The 18758-nt window shown below is 45.6% G+C and carries 22 protein-coding genes; 9 read left to right on the forward strand and 13 right to left on the reverse strand.

Annotation, left to right across the window (positions count from 1 at the left end; all coding sequences use genetic code 11):
- Positions 1–3: 3 nt before the first annotated feature.
- The 8 genes from EYC62_01390 to flgF all read right to left on the reverse strand — a co-directional run bounded on the left by EYC62_01390 (position 4) and on the right by flgF (position 8223).
- A complete protein-coding gene (locus EYC62_01390; protein ID TAH37564.1) occupies positions 4–2556 on the reverse strand; it encodes a response regulator in 2553 nt (850 codons plus the stop codon).
- Positions 2557–2558: 2 nt separating this feature from the next.
- Complete coding sequence (locus EYC62_01395; GenBank protein ID TAH37565.1) at positions 2559–3521, reverse strand: cytochrome-c peroxidase; 963 nt, start codon at positions 3519–3521, stop codon at positions 2559–2561.
- A gap of 28 nt (positions 3522–3549) precedes the next feature.
- Entirely contained in the window at positions 3550–3891 is a 342-nt protein-coding gene (locus EYC62_01400; GenBank protein TAH37566.1) for an Hpt domain-containing protein, read from the reverse strand.
- A complete protein-coding gene (locus EYC62_01405; GenBank protein TAH37567.1) occupies positions 3888–4895 on the reverse strand; it encodes a response regulator in 1008 nt (335 codons plus the stop codon). The genes EYC62_01400 and EYC62_01405 overlap by 4 nt, the downstream gene beginning before the upstream one ends.
- A 228-nt stretch (positions 4896–5123) precedes the next feature.
- A complete protein-coding gene (locus EYC62_01410) occupies positions 5124–5882 on the reverse strand; it encodes a flagellar basal body L-ring protein FlgH (GenBank protein ID TAH37568.1) in 759 nt (252 codons plus the stop codon).
- Positions 5883–5897: 15 nt separating this feature from the next.
- Complete coding sequence (gene flgA, locus EYC62_01415; protein ID TAH37569.1) at positions 5898–6641, reverse strand: flagellar basal body P-ring formation protein FlgA; 744 nt, start codon at positions 6639–6641, stop codon at positions 5898–5900.
- Positions 6642–6665: 24 nt separating this feature from the next.
- Positions 6666–7451: a flagellar basal-body rod protein FlgG gene (gene flgG, locus EYC62_01420; GenBank protein TAH37570.1), complete on the reverse strand. Its 786-nt coding sequence runs from the start codon at positions 7449–7451 to the stop codon at positions 6666–6668.
- A gap of 10 nt (positions 7452–7461) precedes the next feature.
- A complete protein-coding gene (flgF, locus tag EYC62_01425; protein TAH37571.1) occupies positions 7462–8223 on the reverse strand; it encodes a flagellar basal-body rod protein FlgF in 762 nt (253 codons plus the stop codon).
- Between the two features lie 302 nt (positions 8224–8525).
- On the opposite strand from flgF, the gene EYC62_01430 reads away from it, so the two are divergent.
- From EYC62_01430 to EYC62_01455, 6 genes are all read left to right on the forward strand, one after another.
- Positions 8526–9083: a flagellar basal body protein FliL gene (locus tag EYC62_01430; protein ID TAH37572.1), complete on the forward strand. Its 558-nt coding sequence runs from the start codon at positions 8526–8528 to the stop codon at positions 9081–9083.
- A 7-nt stretch (positions 9084–9090) separates the two neighbouring features.
- Positions 9091–10161 carry a flagellar motor switch protein FliM gene (gene fliM / locus EYC62_01435; protein ID TAH37573.1) on the forward strand — a complete coding sequence of 357 codons (1071 nt, stop codon included), beginning with the start codon at positions 9091–9093 and terminating at the stop codon, positions 10159–10161.
- Position 10162: 1 nt separating this feature from the next.
- On the forward strand, positions 10163–10666 hold the full coding sequence (locus tag EYC62_01440) for a hypothetical protein (protein TAH37574.1): 504 nt from the start codon (positions 10163–10165) through the stop codon (positions 10664–10666).
- A gap of 6 nt (positions 10667–10672) precedes the next feature.
- On the forward strand, positions 10673–11407 hold the full coding sequence (locus EYC62_01445) for a hypothetical protein (GenBank protein ID TAH37575.1): 735 nt from the start codon (positions 10673–10675) through the stop codon (positions 11405–11407).
- Positions 11408–11417: 10 nt separating this feature from the next.
- Positions 11418–11804 (forward strand): response regulator, encoded by a 387-nt coding sequence (locus EYC62_01450; protein TAH37576.1) that lies wholly within the window; start codon positions 11418–11420, stop codon positions 11802–11804.
- Between the two features lie 116 nt (positions 11805–11920).
- A complete protein-coding gene (locus tag EYC62_01455; GenBank protein ID TAH37577.1) occupies positions 11921–15325 on the forward strand; it encodes a hypothetical protein in 3405 nt (1134 codons plus the stop codon).
- A 5-nt stretch (positions 15326–15330) separates the two neighbouring features.
- Here the strand turns inward: EYC62_01455 and fliP are convergent, their stop codons facing one another.
- The 5 genes from fliP to csrA are packed head-to-tail and all read right to left on the reverse strand — an operon-like array spanning position 15331 to position 17302.
- Positions 15331–16080: a flagellar biosynthesis protein FliP gene (gene fliP, locus EYC62_01460; GenBank protein TAH37578.1), complete on the reverse strand. Its 750-nt coding sequence runs from the start codon at positions 16078–16080 to the stop codon at positions 15331–15333.
- Positions 16077–16379, reverse strand: a complete 303-nt coding sequence (locus tag EYC62_01465; GenBank protein ID TAH37579.1) for a hypothetical protein — start codon at positions 16377–16379, stop codon at positions 16077–16079. The genes fliP and EYC62_01465 overlap by 4 nt, the downstream gene beginning before the upstream one ends.
- On the reverse strand, positions 16379–16720 hold the full coding sequence (locus EYC62_01470) for a hypothetical protein (protein TAH37580.1): 342 nt from the start codon (positions 16718–16720) through the stop codon (positions 16379–16381). The genes EYC62_01465 and EYC62_01470 overlap by 1 nt, the downstream gene beginning before the upstream one ends.
- On the reverse strand, positions 16692–17030 hold the full coding sequence (locus EYC62_01475; GenBank protein ID TAH37581.1) for a flagellar protein FhlB: 339 nt from the start codon (positions 17028–17030) through the stop codon (positions 16692–16694). Before EYC62_01475 ends, EYC62_01470 begins: the two co-directional genes overlap by 29 nt.
- Complete coding sequence (gene csrA / locus EYC62_01480; GenBank protein TAH37582.1) at positions 17030–17302, reverse strand: carbon storage regulator; 273 nt, start codon at positions 17300–17302, stop codon at positions 17030–17032. The genes EYC62_01475 and csrA overlap by 1 nt, the downstream gene beginning before the upstream one ends.
- Positions 17303–17541: 239 nt before the next feature.
- Between csrA and EYC62_01485 the strand changes: the two genes are divergently transcribed.
- From EYC62_01485 to fliE, 3 genes are all read left to right on the forward strand, one after another.
- Positions 17542–17898 carry a flagellar basal body rod protein FlgB gene (locus EYC62_01485; GenBank protein ID TAH37583.1) on the forward strand — a complete coding sequence of 119 codons (357 nt, stop codon included), beginning with the start codon at positions 17542–17544 and terminating at the stop codon, positions 17896–17898.
- A gap of 13 nt (positions 17899–17911) precedes the next feature.
- Complete coding sequence (gene flgC, locus EYC62_01490; protein TAH37584.1) at positions 17912–18319, forward strand: flagellar basal body rod protein FlgC; 408 nt, start codon at positions 17912–17914, stop codon at positions 18317–18319.
- 78 nt (positions 18320–18397) lie between these two features.
- Positions 18398–18658 carry a flagellar hook-basal body complex protein FliE gene (gene fliE, locus EYC62_01495; protein TAH37700.1) on the forward strand — a complete coding sequence of 87 codons (261 nt, stop codon included), beginning with the start codon at positions 18398–18400 and terminating at the stop codon, positions 18656–18658.
- Positions 18659–18758: the final 100 nt, after the last annotated feature.

Raw genomic sequence — 18758 nt, forward strand, 5'->3', positions numbered from 1 at the left:
AGGTTATGCGTTTGGCAATAGATGCTTGTTGAGGATTTTCTCTACGGTGGCTAGTTGCACTGGCTTGCTGATGTAATCATCCATTCCGGCATTCAGGGATTTTTCGCGATCGCCTTCTAATGCATCTGCGGTTAAGGCAATAATTGGGTGACGTTTAGATTGATTTTCCCTTTCTTTCGATCGGATAAGGTTCGTGGCCTGAAAGCCATCCATTTCCGGCATATGAAAATCCATAAAAATTAAATAATAATCTTTTTTCAGAAACATATCGACCGCTTCGACGCCATTGCTAGCCACATCGGTATTGCATCCGAATTTGGCCAGTACGCTTCGCATCAGCATTTGATTGATGGCCATGTCCTCGACTACCAGAATATTGCGATTCTGAAATTGGAGAATGTTGTTTTTGCGTTTTTCAGAAAGACGTGGATCCTGAAAAATGCTTTTAATAAAATTACGTGTGATGAAATCAGTTGGTTTATTGCTGCTGATTCTGTCCCAAATTAAAATAATGGTTTGCTGAATTTCGGTGGGGTAATAAGGTTTAGTTAACATTCCGGCAAATCCGATGGATGACAATTCCTGTTGATTTCCAGCATAAAGATGGGAAGTTAATAGAATTAAGGCTGTATTTTTGATTTTAGGGTTGGCTTTTATTCTTTGGGCAAGGGTTTTTCCGTCCTGATCCGGCATACGGTAATCTAGAAGGGCAATGTGATATGGCTCGCCTTTGTCCGCCATTGTTATAAGTTCTTGATAAGCGGCTTCGGAACTATTAACCGCATTGTGGAAAATATTCCAGTTATGACAATAGGCCGCTAAAATATCCGCACTAACAGGATAATCGTCGACAATTAGTAAGCGTACAGAAGATATATCTTTTTTCTCCAGTATGAAACCGCTGGTTTCCTTGGCGCCAGGCGCGTTGCTGGCTATGGTAAATGGGATAGTAAGACTAAAAGTGGATCCTTCTCCGAATCTGCTGTTTGCAACAATATCGCCACCCATCATCTCGGTTAATTTCTTGCAAATGGTTAACCCCAAACCACTTCCACCAAACCGGCGGGTGGTAGATGCCTCGGCTTGGCTGAAAACAGTAAAAATATGGTCTATTTTATCTGGTGAAATGCCGATACCGCTGTCTTTAATTTCAAAAGTGATAGAGACTTTTTCCTGATCAATGGATTTTGTTTTTATTTCCAATAAAACATAACCCTCCAAGGTAAATTTCAATGCATTACCGAGCAGGTTGAGCAGTATTTGCCTGACGCGTACAGGGTCGCCAATCAAATTTTCAGGAATCTCGTTGCTGGCATACATTAATAATTCAAGATTCTTTTCTTTGGCCGTAACAGCCAAAAGATCCATGCATTCTTCAATGATTTTGGATAGGCTGAATGGAATGGATTCTAAGGTAAATTTACCGGCTTCGATTTTGGTAAAATCCATAATATCATTGATTAATGTAAGCAAGGAATCGCCGGACCGGCCGACTATTTCCGCCCAGCGCCGCTGTTCTTCGTCCAAATCGCTGTCTAGGAGTAAAGAAGTCATGCCTATGACAGCATTCATTGGCGTTCGTATTTCATGGCTCATATTGGCTAGAAATTCGGATTTCGCCGCGCTTGCTTTTAATAATAAGGTATTGGTGGCAGCCAGTGTTCTGACCGTTTGGTATAACATTATTAGAATAGCAGTGACGTAGCAGATCAAGACTAAAGATAGTAGAAATAAACCAATATTATAAAATACTTCTGCATTGCGGGCAATGTCCGATCTTTGTGCAATTAGAGAGTTTAGTTCATTCAATAAGTCCTTATTTTCTGGAGCTAATAATTGTTTGGTCAAGTGCAGAACATCCACATGAGCATTAAGAATAATTCTGATATGTTTTGCCATATATTCCAAACTTTTCTGGTCATCGACAGATAAGCGATAAGGAAAGTGGTCTATATTTTTAAGCGCCTGCTCTACATCGAGTCTGCTTTGCTCTTCCCCATCAATGAGGAATAGTAAAGTTGCCTGGTATAGCGCATCGATTTGAAACGCGGCGTTATGCTGGTTCTTTTTATGTAGGGCCACATCAAGTTCTTGATATATCGTGGGCATATATTTGGCGGAGTTGCGCAGAATGGCATTTTTCGCCTTGAATTCTTCTAAGGTAGCTTTGCGGACATTATTAAATTCAATATATTTTTCAATGCCGGATTTTATAGACTGTCCAATAATCTGATATTGGCGAGAGTTATATGGAGATGGGAGAAGAAAGGAAGCGGATATTTGGTTGGTGGTCTCGATTTCTTCTTGAACGACCAGTGATGTTTCATTAATTGCCTGGGATAGGTGTACTAAACTATCATAGTTATTCAATAGATTGTTCTTTGCCAATAAAATATTTTCATTCAACTCCGAATTCAAGCTTCGTAGAGTTAGCAACTCATTAAATATGGCAGAGTAAATATTTCTGGATGACCAATAAGATTGGTAGAAAAAGAAGCAGACCCCGGCGGCCAGGATTGAAATGAAGAAAAAATGCCTTTGAAGGGAATGTTTCATGACTACTCTGGGACAGGCAATGTGCCAGTTAAAGTTTTAAGGAATTCAACCAGCTTGTGGCGTTCATCAGCCGATAAGGTGCGGCCCAGTTGGTATTTGGCCATAATATCGACCGCTTCTTCCAAGGTTTTAGCGGTACCATCGTGAAAATAAGGCGCCGTTTTATTTACATTGCGCAGTGATGGAACTTTAAATACATATCGATCTTCTTCTCTATGAGTAACGTTAAAGCGTCCATTATCTTCCTGCGTTAAATTTCCACGATCTTTGAAGTAATCACCAACAATGCCGAATTTCTGGAACATATTGCCGCCGACATTTTCCCCCTGATGGCATGAAGAACATCCCAAATCTTTGAACAATTTATATCCCGCCTTGGCATCTGCAGAGATTGCAAGTTTCTTGCCCGTTAAGTATTGATCAAATGGCGAATTAATAGGAATAAGGGTGCGTTCGTAATTGGCGATAGCATCTTTGATATTCTTTTCTGTCGGGGGAGATTTATAAACTTCTCGGAATGCATCGGCATATTCCGGTATTGTTTTCAGCTTGGCAATAATATCGGGCCAAGTATTGCCCATTTCGTCTGGATTTAAAATCGGCCCATTAATTTGTTCTTCTAAAGTCGCCGCGCGGCCGTCCCAGAATTGCGCTAAATTAAGTGCGCTGCCCCAAATCGTAGGTACATTGATAAGCAGGTTTTTTCCGCTTACGCCTTGGATCGGATAAGGTGCATTTAAAGCGCCGCTATTTGCGATATCGTGACAAGAGGAGCAAGAAAGTTTATCGTTCTTGGACAGCCTTGGGTCATGGAATAACTTCTGGCCCAATTTTGCACGTCCATGATCCAGTCCTTTTATGGATGTGACGGGTTGAATAGGTTCATTGCTATAAGACGTGTGATCCAAACCCATGGCGCAGGAAGGAAACAATAAAAGACAAAGAATAAAGTAAATATAGCGCATTATTTCAACAGGTTTGTTACAGGGAAAATCATTCTGAGTTGTTGGTGCTGAGTAAGGCGGATTTAACCAGGCCGTATTCTTGTTCTAATAAACGGAGAATTTTTTGCTTTTCCTCCGGGCTGGTCATGTACTGATCTTGCGCATTTTTGCATATATCTGCCAGTTTCTCAGCGCCAAGATTGAGGCTGATGCCTTTCCATGCGTGCGCATGGCGTTTCCATTGTTCGGCGTCATTTGGGCCTGCAGTTTGCTGCAGATGACTTAGGCATTCTTCCGACGAATCTAGAAAAACATTGAACAATTGCTTTTCCAAATCGATATCGCCACCGGTTAATTCCCTAAGATTGGATAAATTCAGAATTTGATTCATGAATTTCCCTTTGCCTCTTGGCGGGTGTTTTTGTTCGCCGCCAAATACCGATTAACATAAGACAATATTTTTTGTTTGCTAAAAGGCTTGACCACAAAACCTTTGACGTTGTTTTTACGGGCAATTTCCACATCATCGACCGAATGATGGGCGGTGACCATTATTAAATGCGCGTTGTTGTCTAATTGCTCAATTTTCTGCGCCAGTTCATGTCCGCTGCCGTCTGGCAATTCAATATCGATGAATGCTATATCTGGCACTATTTCCAGGTATAAGCGCCATGCTTCCTCTAATGTTCCTGCGGTGTTTACTTGGAATTTATAACCAAGAATTCCGTACAGCAACTGTTGAGAGAATAATTGGTCTTCCACAATTAATATGCGTATGTGCTGGCGCCCGATCCGCTGCAATTTGGCACTCATAAAATGCTCTATTTGCTGATCGGTGTGATGAAGACTGGCTTGGGTAATGGCGCGAGATGTTTTTTTCATGGGGTCTATGGAGGTAAGTTTTGTGGGGATGGATGCTGGTTTGGTATCGATGTCAACTAATTTTGCGGAGTCGGTTATCTGCTTATTCGGTTCTTCGGGTGAAATGGGAATCGGAAGATCCAGGTCGACTTTCAAAAATTTTTTAAGGAATAGGCTTAGTTCATCGGCCATCAACTGAGCATCGAAATAGGTAAGAACATCGTCGGTTGTTTTTTCAAACTCCGGTTTCAACATATGTGGGATGATAATGGCTCTTAATTTTTCATAAATACGTTTTGGCATGCCGCACCAGGCCAAGTATACATCCCCATTTTCCATGAAAAAAATGCGCGCATCCACGGCGCTATGCATGGCTTGTTTTAAGGTGATCACAAATTGATCTTGCGGTATGCTGGTTAGGTATTGTGTCCGAATATTCACAATACTCCACGCGCTGGTATGATTGATATTGATTTCTCTAATCAGTTCAATCAGCGCTTGCTCGGCCTCATGTTCTGTAATTCCAATCAGCATATGGGCGCACTATAATTTTAGAAGAAGTAAAGGTTCCACTCTTTTATCATATTCTTTCATGGCTAACATCTTACTAAAGGATGCGCGAATAGAAAGAAAATATACAACTATATGGTGTATAAGTCTTGGTCCATACATGGGTAAGAAAATACAATTGTATTTCATACAAAGAAAAATGACCGGTTTAATCCGGTCATAAGTTTTTTTGGGGGGAGTAGAAACTTTAAATTAGAATGGCAACAAAATATCCATTACCTGACTGCCATAGCGCGGCTGCTGCACATCGCTGAGCACGCCGCGGCCGCCATAAGAAATTCTGGCCTCGGCGATTTTGTCGGAGGTAATCGAGTTAACGGAACTGATATCGGCCGGGCGAATAATGCCGCTAACGGTCAATTCACGTAATTCATGATTCACGCGAATCTCTTGTTTGCCAAGAATTACTAAGTTGCCATTAGGCAATACTTGAGTCACCACTGCCGCTACTTTGACATTAATGTCTTCCTTGCGGTCGATCGATGCTTCGCCTTTATTTTTCAAGTCGCTGCTGGTGTTTACTAAGCTGCTTGGATCAATTGCATTCGGTAATTTTTTGCCCAATTCCGCTTCTAAACCGAATAGACCTGGTACGCCCATGGATTCATCATTTTCGCGTTTGCGTTCGGTATCGTTATCCAATTTAGCGGAATCCGAAATCTGTACCATGACGGTTAAGATATCTCCGACCCGACCGGCGCGTTGGTCTTTGAAGAAAGATCTTGATCCCGCACGCCATAAAGAATTCACTTCACGGGTGTCAGGAACGGCCGCTGGCATTGGCATGGTAACGGGGCGATAACCTGCTTGCATGGTTGGATTCACCGTGCTGCTTAGGGCAGGGGGCTCGCCTACTTCGGCCAGGCGATCCAAAGTAACGCAGCCAGTCAACAAAAAGCAGGATGCTGTTACTAATAGTACTTTTGAGTTGCTTAGATGTGATTTTTTCATGATGCTTACTCCCACTTATTTCGCTGCTACGGATTTTTTAGAATTGCTGGTGATGCCGACGGTAGCCTGATCGGAACCGGTAACAACGGCGTCCAAAATTTTATTGGTTTGTGTATTCAAGGCTCGAATAGTATCTCCCATCGCTCCATCGTTTAACGCGCGCGCTTGATGGCTGATGGTCAAATATTCGGTTTGATACAGCATGGTGATCAGGTCGTTTTTGCGTACTACGATCGGTGCGCTAACCATGCCAGTGCGAATGACAGATCCTGATGCAATTAAACGTTTGGCTGTTTTGCCGACCAATTGTTCTACATTGGTAATTGCGCTATTGCCCAAGCTTGCTTGTTCCATGTCAACAAAGGCGATGTCGGCATCTTCAATAGTTTCGCCAGCATTGCGTTGAGTGCTTAGAACGGGCACGCTGATCATCGAAATAATACGGCCGGCAAAATTGATTCTTTGTTTCGGAGAATCGCTAAGGCTGGCCTCGACAGTAAAGCTTTGCGCCGCTTTGTTGATTTCCAGATTGTCCAATATGATTTGATCATTGGCGCTCATGCTGATCAGATTTTTACCATTGCGGCTGACTCGTACTTGAACGTTGCTGCCGTATCCTTGATCTAAGGCGGCGGCCTTGACGGCAGCGATCAGTTCCGCATCGGTAATCACGCGTGGAGTTACCGTTGCTTTTTCTTCAGCATGAGCGCTAAAAGAAAAAGACAGCAGAACTAAACAAATGAGCAAGATACGGGACATTACAGAACTCCTATATTTAACCTATTACCGCATTTGGCTGATGGTACCCATCATTTGATCGCCGGTTTCGATGACTTTGGAATTCATCTCATAGGCGCGCTGGGCGGTAATCAAGGTTGTAATCTCGGAAACGATATTGACGTTCGAAGCTTCTAAATAATTTTGTTGGATCGATCCGAAACCGGTCGTGTTGGCTTGGCCGGTAACTGGGGCGCCGGACGATTCGGTCTCAAGATAAAGGTTATTGCCGTGTGCGGCTAAACCAGACTCGTTTGGAAAAGTCGCCAGATCCAATTGCCCAACGTTGCTCAATGCGGTTTGACCATCCTGTTTGACTAATACAGCGCCGTCTTCGCTTATTGCTACATCGACTGCATCGCTGGGAATTGTGATGCTGGGTTGAACTTGATATCCATCCTGCGTAACCAACTGGCCGCTGGCGTTCAATGTGAACGCGCCTTCGCGGGTATAGGCGGTTTCGCCGTTGGGTAATAAAACTTGAAAGAATCCCTTGCCTTTGATCGCCAAATCATATGGATTGCCGGTCGATTGCAAAGTACCTTGATCGTGGATACGGTAAACGGCCGCGGTTTGCACGCCCAGACCGACTTGGACGCCGGTTGGAACGACTTCGCCACCGCCACCGGTGGATGCACCAACGCGGCGCATGCTTTGGTATAATAAATCCTGAAATTCGGCCCGGCTGCGTTTAAAGCCAGTAGTGTTCAAGTTGGCGATGTTGTTCGAAATGACCTCAACGTTTGTTTGTTGAGCTAACATTCCGGTGGCAGCAATACTAAGGGCGCGCATGATTTTTCTCCTATTGCATTTGGGCTAGACGGCGGATCGCTTGGCGGACCCGGTCGTCTTCTCGTTCAATCATCTTTTGTGCCGACTCATAAGACCGCGACACTTGCATCATTTTGGTCATTTCTTGTACGCTTTGGACATTGGATGCCTCGATACTGCCTTGAACCATCACGGGATGTTCAATTGGGGCCGGAGCATCGATCGATCCTTGTGGTAACTTGTATAATCCTGCGCCTTCGCGTTCTAGTAATCCGGCGTTTTTAAAACCGACCAGGCCGATTTTTCCGATCACGTCCTTGTCGGCGTAAATCGTGCCGTCTTGTGCCACGGTAATTTGCTCTGCGGCAGATGGGACCACGATAGGGGCGCCGCCATCCGATAACAGTGGATCGCCATTTTCATTGACGATTTGACCATTACCATCCAGACGGAAATGGCCATCACGGGTAAAACGGTTGCCGGCGGCGGTGCCGACAGTAAAGAATCCTTCGCCATTGATTGCGAAATCGAAATCGGCACCTGTATGGGTAATAGAACCTTGTGAAAAATCGGTTACAACGCCTAATTCTTGAACATAAGATGTATCTTCGCCATCTTCATTTTTGGCTAAGTATTCTTTGAATGCCAAATTGCTGGATTTAAATCCGGCTGTGGAGATATTGGCAATGTTGTTGGCAATAATCTCCATTTGGCGAGTAAGCGCCGTTTGTTGAGATATGGCTACGTATGCACTGCTTTCCACTGTCAAATCCCTTTCCAAAAACCAATTCATTATTTTTTTTCTGGAAGGGTAGTTGCAGCTTCTGTGCCAAAATCAAATTACATACAAATCAATGAGTTAATATTCGGAATTGGCGCGGTGATACGGATTTAGCACTATGGATGGTAGATTCTGCCTACTATTTCTTGCCAATACTGTTGCAAAGCATTGAAATGAGATAATATTTTTATAATGCACCCCGCATAAATGGCTGGCGTGCAAGTATTTGTTAACCAAGTTCCTATACTGTTAAGTGTAGGCACAAAGGTTTTCCGAGTTCCGCATTTATTTCATTTAGTTCCATAGGCATCATCATGGCCGACGATAAAAAAGAAGATAAAAAAGAAGACGAAAAAGAAAAAAAAGAAGGGGAAGAGGGCGCTGCTGCTGAAGGCGAGGGCGGCGAGAAAAAATCAAAAAAGAAATTGATTTTGTTCATCGTGCTGCCAATTGTCGCCATCTTGGGCGCCGGCGCGGGTTTGTATTTCTCCGGCATGCTGGATAGCTTGCTTGGCAAAGAAGCAGAACATGCGGAAGAGGCGAAGGAAGAGCCTAAAAAAATCGAAGATTTCGTGTATTTCGATTTACCTGAAATCGTGGTGAATTTGTCGGCTACCGGCAAGAAAAATACATTTATGAAAATTTCCATCAGCCTTCAGGTGGAAAAAGAAGAGGAAAAAACCGAGCTTGAAAAAATCACACCGCGTATTGTCGATAAGTTCCAAGTTTATTTGCGCGGCCTGCAAGTAGAGGATTTACAAGGCTCTGCCGGTATTTATCGTTTACGCGAGGAGTTATTGGCCCGGGTGAATGTAGTAACGGAACCGATTAAAATTCACGACGTTTTATTCAAAGAAATTTTGGTGCAATAGGTTAACTATGGCTGACGATACACCACCACCAGAAGAAGCAAAACCCGAAGGCGAAGCGCCGAAAGAAGGCGAGCCAGGTTGGGACGATCAGGTTGCCCTGAACGAGGCCGCCAGTAGCCGGGTTTTGAACCAGGACGAAATCGACAGCTTGCTTGGCTTTGATGAAGCTGGCAGCGAGGCTGCGGCGGCATCCGGCATTCAGGCGATTGTCAATTCCGGCATGGTGTCTTACGAGCGCTTGCCTATGCTCGAGGTTGTGTTTGACCGTCTCGTGCGTGTTATGTCTACGTCATTGCGTAACTTAACATCGGACAACGTCGAGGTTTCTCTGGATAATATTTCTTCGATCCGCTTTGGCGATTATTTGAATTCGATTCCGTTGCCTGCGATGTTGGGCGTGTTTAAGGCGGAAGAATGGGACAATTACGGTCTGGTGGTTATCGACTCGTCGCTGATTTATTCGATCGTGGACGTGTTGCTTGGCGGACGTCGCGGCACCGCCGCGATGCGTATTGAAGGCCGTCCGTACACAACTATTGAACGCAATCTGGTTGAGCGTATGGCCAATGTTATTTTGGGTGATTTGACGGCGGCGTTCGATCCGTTAAGCCCAGTTACATTCCGTTTGGAACGTCTTGAAACCAACCCACGGTTCGCCACTATCGCTCGTCCCGCCAACGCCGCGATTCTGGCCCGGTTGCGCGTGGATATGGATGATCGTGGCGGAAGAATGGAATTGCTATTGCCATACGCCACGCTGGAACCTGTGCGCGAATTGTTATTGCAAATGTTCATGGGTGAAAAATTCGGCCGCGATACGATTTGGGAAAGCCACTTGGCGACAGAACTTTGGTATACGGATTTACCGGTACATGCTGTTTTAGACGAAGTCATGATCCCGCTGGGCCAAATTATGAACTGGAAGGTTGGCGATAAGATTATGTTGGATGTTCAGCCGAATTCTCCGGTCGAGGTGCGGTGTGGAGACTTATCTATGTTTTCCGCGAAGATTGGCCGCAAAGGCAAAAATATCGCGGTGCGCATTGATGGCAAATTGGGCAAATTGGTGAATTTATAAAATGAATCAAGAGATGTTATCTTTAGGGTTGGATATTGTGATTGCGGTGTTGTTATGCGCAACCATCGTTTACGCCTATATGCTAAACAAGCGTTTGCAAGCTTTGCGCGCGGACCGGGAAGAAATGGAAAATCTGCTGCGTAAGTTTTATGACGCTACCAATAAAGCGGATGCCAGCATTAAAGGTTTAAAACAAACATCAGAAGTCATGGGCGGCGAATTGCAGGAAAAAATCGACAAAGCCAGATCCTTGCGTGATGAAATTACTTTTATGTTGGAACGTGGCGATTTACTGGCTAATCAGCTTGAAGGCGCTATCAGCGCTTCGCGTACGGAACGGCCTGGCCAGGACTTAAGCGGATTGATGAATAAAGCCGCGCAAAACATGGAAAAGAAAAGCAAAACTAAAGATCTGCGTAATTTAGAAAATATTTTTACAGAAGAAGCCGAAGGACAATCGGCGGTGGAAAAAGAACTGTTAAAAGCATTAAAAGGGTTGCGATAGACTATAATGGATAAAATTCGCGTTTTGCCATTGCTGATATTTACCTGCTGCTTCATGCTGTTCGTCCGCATTGAAACAATTTGGGCGGAAAGCAAGGAAATTGCAAAAGAAGCGGCCGCGACCAAGGAAGAGCCAAAAAAAGAAGAAACAAAAGCGGCGGAAACAGTAAAGACTGAAGAAGCGCCGGCCGCAACCGGCGAGGCGGCAGCCGAAAAACCAGCTGAGGGCGGGGCTGAGCCATCTAAAAACACAGCCGATCCATTGCTATTTAACGATTCGGAACTGGATATATTGCAGTCCTTATCCGCGCGCCGGGCACAATTGGATGAGCGTGAGCGCCAGATCGAACAAAAAGAAGGCTTGTTGCAAATTACCGAACAGCGTATCGAAGAAAAGCTGACGGAACTAAAGACGCTTAAAGCGGAATTAGAAGCGACTAAGTCAGAAGTAGAAAAGATGACCAGCAGTCTTCAAGGTAAAGAAAAAGAAGAATTGCTCAGTCTGGTCAAAACCTATGAAACTATGAAGCCAAAAGACGCCGCAGCGCGATTTGATAATTTAGATCTGGCTTTGCAGGTACGTATTGCACGCAATCTGAAGGAAGCTAAATTGGCGCCGATTATGGCGGCTATGGACCCCATGAAGGCCGCAAAATTAACGACCGAGCTGGCAACAAGCAAAAACATCCCTGATCTTAATCCGGAACCAGCCGGCACGCCGCCACCGCCGAAATCCAAATAGGCTGGTGTTGATGACTGTCGACAAAGAAATCCCAATTTTGATAGTTGACGATTACAAGACGATGTTGCGTATTTTGCGGGGCCTTCTAAATCAATTGGGGTTTCGTAATATTGAAGAAGCCACGGATGGAAAAACCGCTATGGCTAGACTCCGTAACGAAGCTTTCAGTCTTGTGATATCGGACTGGGGAATGGAACCCATGGACGGCCTGCAGTTGTTAAAAACTATCCGTGCCGATGAAAAACTGAAAAAAATACCATTTATTATGGTAGCTTCCGATACCAAGCCCGAAGATGTGATGAAGGCCAAGCAAGCCGGGGTATCCAATTTTATTTTAAAGCCATTCAATGCGGACACGCTGAAAAGTAAATTGATCAGCGTTTTGGGTCCGTTTTAGACTTTGATCCAAACATCTATCCCACAATCCCCAGAAATATAATCTTTAAGACGGGATAAGCCGTCTTTGGCCTTGCGGATATGGTATAGTATTTTACCCTATTATTGGCCTTATTCATGCTGCGTTTTCTTAGAGTATCGATTTTATTTTTGGGAATTTTGCTGGCGCCATTTTTGGCGCATGCGGCCGATGTGTCCGCGTCTATGCAAAACGACACGGCAACTATTCAGTTCGATTTGGATCAGGACTCAGGCTATACCGCAAAATTGGCGGGGGGGTCGCTGATCGTTAGGTTCGAGCAGCCGCAAAATATAGAACCGCGTAAAATAAAGCCGGCCTTAAAAGCGTTAGTTAGCGAGGCAATCTTAAGCGGCGATAAAAAAACCTTGATTGTCGGGCTTACTCATCCGGTTGCGGTTTTGGATGAAAAGGTAGGAAAAACAATCACTATTACCCTCTTGCCGCCGTCGGCTGCCGCCACAATGGGAGATGGAAAAAAACCGGCGAAGCCTCCAAAGCCGGTTTTATCGGCAGGCACAGTTAAAATTCGTGCGGCCCGTCACCCGGATTTTTATCGCACCGTTTATGAATGGCCGGAGAAGGTGGGATATCATTTAGAAGAGCAAGGTCGCCACGCCACTGTGGAGTTCGAGGCGATTGTTCCAATCCCATCGCAGGAATTGAATAAAATCAAAATACCCGACTGCGAAATGGCATCGCCGATTGTATCAACCACCACGACGAAAATTCAATTTGAATGCAAGGATTCAATTTCCATCCGGCATTATGCCAAAGAAACGACGGTTGTCCTGGATTTTGCTATGCCGCCACCCGCCGCGCCGGTAAAAAAGCCGGAAGCCGCGGCTGAACCTGCTCCAGAAGCACAAAAGGCCGAAGCTAAACCTGTTGAACCGCCAAAGCCGGAAGTGCCAGTCGATCCTAAGGAAGAAGCCAAATTTGCTTTGCCTAGTGTGGATTTGAATCCTCAGGCTGAAGTTACGCCGCCACCGGAACAGGTGCCGCCGCCTTTGGTAGAAGAAGTGCCCGATGACCCGCTGGAAGTACAGAATGTGGAATTGGTGGCCAGCAAAACCAGCACGGTATTAAGTTTCAAGGCTGTATGGCCAAAATCGGTGGGCGTGTCCATTTTCAAACGCGCTGGATTCGCGTGGATGGTGTTTGACCGCCCAGCGACTATCACGATGAATCCCGAAACGCAGTCTGTGTTGAACATTATCGGGGGCATGGAAATTGTCAAAGGGCCAACATCTACCGCCTTGCGTATCCATACCGTTACGGGCTTGGAACCGACTGTACAGGCCTCGCCAGACCGGAAGATATGGCAAATTGACTATAAATCACAAAAAATCCGCCCAGCCGTAACTATTCCGGCTGAGTATAAAGAGTTTGCCGACAGGCAATTTGGATTGTACCTGACCGTTCCAAGTTCCGGCCGGGTTATGCAATTGACCGATCCAGAAGTTGGCGATCAAATTATTGTTGCAACGGTAAATATTCCTGGCCGGGGCGTGAATGGCGAACGCAATTTCAGCGAATTTGCCCTGTTGCCGTCCGCCCAAGGCATTGCCGTGGTGCCTAAAGTATCGGATATAGAAATCCGTCCGGATTTCGATGGATTTATGGTTGTTAAAAAATCTGGTGTATTATTGTTGGCGCAAAATAAGCCGGTCGAAGTAACCGATCCTAACAAAGCCAATCAAAAAGACGTTTATGGTCCGTGGGTAAATGAAGGGCCGCCAAGCAATCCTGCGATTTTAAAATATGCGGAATGGCGTGGCGATCCAAAAAAAGGCTTTTTTGATAAAGAGCAGGATTTGCTTGCTGAATTAGGCAAGTTTAAGCCCGAAGAACGCTTAGACAGGCGAATGGATTTGGCTAAATTATATTACAGCTATGGCTGGATGGCCGAAGCCATCGCGGTATTGAATGTCAATGCGCAGTGGGATGAAACTTTGGCTCGTGGCGCGGAATTTCTAGCTATTCGCGGATCGGCTTATATTATTGAACAAAATTACAAGCAAGCCACCGAAGATTTAAAAGATCAAAGATTTGACGAACAGCCGGATATTGCTACTTGGCGCGCGGTATTGGCGGTGCAACAAAATGATTGGGCGGCGTCGGATCAATATTTTACCATGTCAGATGAACCGAATGATGCGCCGCCGGCCAACGCCAAGAAAATGATCGGTCTTGCGCAAATTGAATCTGAAATTAATAACAATCATTTAGATCAGGCCAAAACTATTATTGATCGCCTGGATAAAGATGCTGAATTGGTGAAAATGCACGATATTCTGAATTACTGGCGGGGCGAGATCGCAATGCGCGAAACCAAGCCAGAAGAGGCGGTTAAATTATGGGAAGGCGTCGTTAAAAATGAAGAACCATATGCCCGTCCTCGTGCGGAATTTGCGCTGATTAAATATGGGGAGTCGACGGGCGAGTTAAAACGTGAAGATATTATCGCGCGTTTGGAACGGCTGCGTTTTGCCTGGCGAGGCGATAAATTTGAATTCAATGTCTTGCAGATGCTGGGCCGGATGCAGATCGAAGACGGTCTTTATCGCGAAGGCTTGTTCACATTGCGCCGGGCGGTCACCAATTACGCCGATCAGCCTTATGTGGTCGAACTGACGGATATGATGACCGATACCTTCAAGAAACTGTTTATGGAAGGCGCCGCCGATAACATGCCGCCGTTGACCGCGCTGGGGCTGTTCGATGAATTTCGCGATTTGACCCCAACTGGCCCCGATGGCGATAAAATTATTCAGCGTCTGGTTGATCGCTTAATTGCTGTCGATTTGTTGGAACGTGCGGCTGATTTGCTTTCGCACCAGGTCAATTATCGCTTGCAAGGCGAAGACAAGGCACGGGTAGGGGCCAAGTTAGCTTTTGTCTATATTGCCGACCGGAAGCCAGTAGAGGCAGTCAAAGCCTTGGATCTAAGCAACGCACCGCAAATTCCAGCGGAATTGGCTGCAGAGCGCCGTTTACTGAAGGCGCGCGCGTTGTTTGATCAAAATAAACCGCAAGAAGCATTGGATTTGATCGCGGCCGAGAAAAGCCGGGAGGCCGACATGCTGCGCACGGATATATACTGGCGGATGCGCAATTGGGGCATGGTGGCTGAAAAATTGAATCGGTTGATTGTGGAATCTCTGGACGATGAAGAAAAACAGCGTCAACAATCGGATCAGCCAGCACCTGCCGAGCCGGCTAAATTATCTCCACAGGTCGCCCAGTGGGTCTTGAACTTGGCGATCGCGGCGGCGCTGGACGGCGATGACGATGCCTTGAAGCACATCAAACGCAGCTATTGGGCTAGAATGAAAACCTTGCCACAATTTGAGGCGTTTGAAATTATTACCAGTGTGGACGCGAACGAACCGCTCAGCCTGGCCGAATTGACCGGCAAGCTGGATGAAGCGGTAAAATATGAAAACTTCATGACCTTCTATAAAGAGAAGATCAAAAAAGGCACTTTCGCAATTAATTAGTGGTGTTATCCGCCGGTTCCATAACTCTGCACCAAGCTTCCGGCGATTAGATACCAGCCATCGACAAGCACAAAGAAAATCAATTTAAAGGGCAGGGCGATCATTGCCGGGGGTAACATCATCATACCCATGGACATCAGGATCGATGCAACCACCATATCGATAATCAAAAACGGCAGGAATATTAAAAAGCCAATTTCAAAGGCGCGGCGCAATTCGCTAATCATAAAGGCCGGAATAACGGCTTGTATTGGTGTTTTGTCAACTTCAACGGCTGGATCGATTTTAGCCATTTCACGGAATAACCCTAAATCCTTGTCGCGCGTATGTTCCAGCATAAAAGTTTTAAATGGTTCCACGCCACGGCTAAATGCTTCCATTTCATTAATCTGCTCGTTGATCAATGGTTCAATGCCCACGCGATACGATTCTTCGAATACCGGCATCATGATAAATAAAGTTAGGAACAAGGCTAAACTGATCAGTACCGAATTTGGCGGGGTTTGCTGAACGCCTAGGGCGCTTCGCAATAAGGACAATACGACGATAATTCTGGTAAAAGATGTCACCATCACCAATATCGATGGCGCCAAACTTAGAACGCTGATGAGCGCTAGGAACTGTAAAATCCGGCTGGTGGCGGAACCGCCGCCTTCGCCCATATCCAAATTTAATGTTTGTGCCAGGGCCGGTGAGGCAAGTACAAAACTGGCAATCGTAAAACCTAATATTGTCAGAATATGTTTTATTTTCATGCGGTCTTCCTAATATCTTGGGAATTAGCGGCATCCGGCGCGGCAGGGCGGCTGGAAATCAGGCAATCATGGCCTTGGCCGGTCAGAATCAGATGCTCGGTGTCATCGTGGCGAATTAAAAATAGTTTCTTTTTGTGATCAATCGGCATGATTTCCAGAACTCTGATCCGTCGTTTATGTTGTGGCATCATTGCGGGTCCAATACCGCCATATTTACGCAGCAAGTAGGCGCAAAGACCCAGTATCGCAAGAACGAATACCAAGGATGCCACAAATTTAACGTAAACCACGCCTTCCATTAATCCTCGCCGGTTGTATTTTTGATGTTGGATGCTTTGTTGTAAGCATGAACCGCTTGGCGGTTTGGATTCAGTTGCTTGATTTGTTCCATCAATTCGCCATGCCGCGATTTCATTTCCTCGTAATACTTGTCCATATCATCCAAAAGGGCCATTAAATGCGGCTGTACGGTTTTGCGATCGTTGGCCGGCAGTTTCTGAATCAACCCGCAGACGTCTTTGACGCGCATTTCGACATTGTTCAATTCCATAATTTGTCCGGCCTTCAGCATGCCCATCGCGCCGAGCACACTGTTTTTGATGGAATTGACTTCATCGATTATCTGTGGAAGGTTTTTCATTCTTTTTCTCCCAAGGCGGGACGATTCCATTCGCACGGTACACATAGGACAGGATTTCCGCAACTGCGGCGAAGACTTCGACCGGAATTTCTAAATCCACCTCTAGCGCCGACAGCACTTCGGCCAAATCCGGGTCTTGGCGAACTTTGATATTGTTTCTGAAGGCTAGTTCCAGAATTTTCTCAGCTATTTTGCCACGTCCTGTTGCCGTAATGCGGGGAATCGCATCGGTCTCAAGGTCATGTTGCAATGCTACGGCGACTTTTTGTTTCAGTTTACGCCGTTTAGCTTTTTTTTCAGATTCCGCCATTATACTTTTGGATCAGGCTTTGGCTTGGCCAAGGCCTGGGTAGCGGATGGTGCGGTACCGGCTTTGATCAGGTTGGCGGCAAAGTCACCGGCTGCTGCTGCTGCTTTATTTTCTTCCTGAATCCGGTCATATAATTCCCGGCGCAGGACGCTAGCCGATTGGGGAAAGGTAAAGCCTAATTTGATGGATTTGCCACGAATTTCGACCACGGTAACCTCGATATTGTCATTGATTACAACGGATTCGCCTACCTTGCGAGTTAAGTAAAGCATTGATATACCTATGAAAAATTATCTACCTGAACTTATGTCACATATTAGCGCCTTTTAGGGGGGTGGGTAAAGCTTTAACCGGTCCTTAACCCTAATAAGTTATAACTAAAGGTACGCCTGGAATAGGTATTTGGGGGGAACCAAGTGCCATTTCAGGGGGATTAGATAAAAACAAATTATAAATGTTGGCACAAATGGACTCTAAACAACCCGAGCTTTTCACGGCTTTACAATCCCAAATGAAGTGGGCTGCTGCGCGTCAAAGTTTGATCGCGGGCAATATCGCTCATGCCAACACACCCGGATTTCAACCAAAAGACTTAAAGCCACTCGACTTTCGTAGTGTCTTAAAAGCAACACAAAGTCCTTCGCTGGCTGTTACCAACCCAAAACATATCTCGCCGGTAAGAGCGGAAGGGCCATTTGAAAAGCATCGTTTATCGTATGAAACATCGTTAAGCCATAATGGCGTTGATGTAGAAGAACAAGCATTACTATCTGCCAAGACAAAAGACATGCACACGGAAGCCGCGAATATTTACAGCAAATATTCCGGCATGTTTCGTTTAGTCATTGGCCGTGGCGGCGGATTATAGGTAAAGGTGAATTATGGATTTAAGCAAGGCAATGGACATTTCCGCATCCGGTTTACGGGCCCAAGGCGCCCGTATTAAGGTGATATCGGAAAATATGGCGAACTCGGAATCCGGTCCATCGCGTCCGGGCGGAGAGCCGTATAAACGCAAAACTATTTCATTCAAGGCGCAAGTAGATAAGGCCAGTGGCGCTGAGATGGTAAAGGTTTCCGGTTACGGTCAAGATAAAACACCGCCAAGAATGAAATTCGATCCGGCCAATCCTATGGCGGATCCAGATGGGTATGTGCCGATGCCCAATATTAATCCCGTTATTGAAATGACCGATATGCGCGAAGCGCAGCGCAGTTACGAAGCGAATTTAAGCATGATAGAGACATCGCGCAGCATGATTCGGTCGACTTTGGATTTATTGAAATAAGATAGATAGAGTTGAACAGGGAGAAGAATAATGGACGCCAGATTTACAAACGCTACCGCCGCTTATGGCAAATCGCCAATGATGGGCGGTTCTGGACTGGAAGCGCGCGATTCCGGCGCTGGCAACAGTTTTGCCAATACATTGCAAAATATGATTGGCGACAGTTTGAACTCTGTCCGCCAGGCTGAAACAACGACTATGGCCGGATTGACTGGCAATGTTGACCTAACCGATGTGGTTACAGCAATCAGTAAAGCCGAATTGACTTTGCAAGCCGTTGTCGCCGTGCGCGATAAAGTTATTACCGGTTATCAAGAAATTATGCGTATGCCTATTTAATAGGGAATAGGGGTGGCGTAAAGGCTGGCAGGGCTGCAAGTTTATGGCCCCACTGCATCAAGTGTTTACCCCTTTTCCTTTATTATAATAATTTCCCTAT

The sequence above is a fragment of the Alphaproteobacteria bacterium genome, from assembly GCA_004295055.1.
Lineage (GTDB): Bacteria > Pseudomonadota > Alphaproteobacteria > SHNJ01 > SHNJ01 > SHNJ01.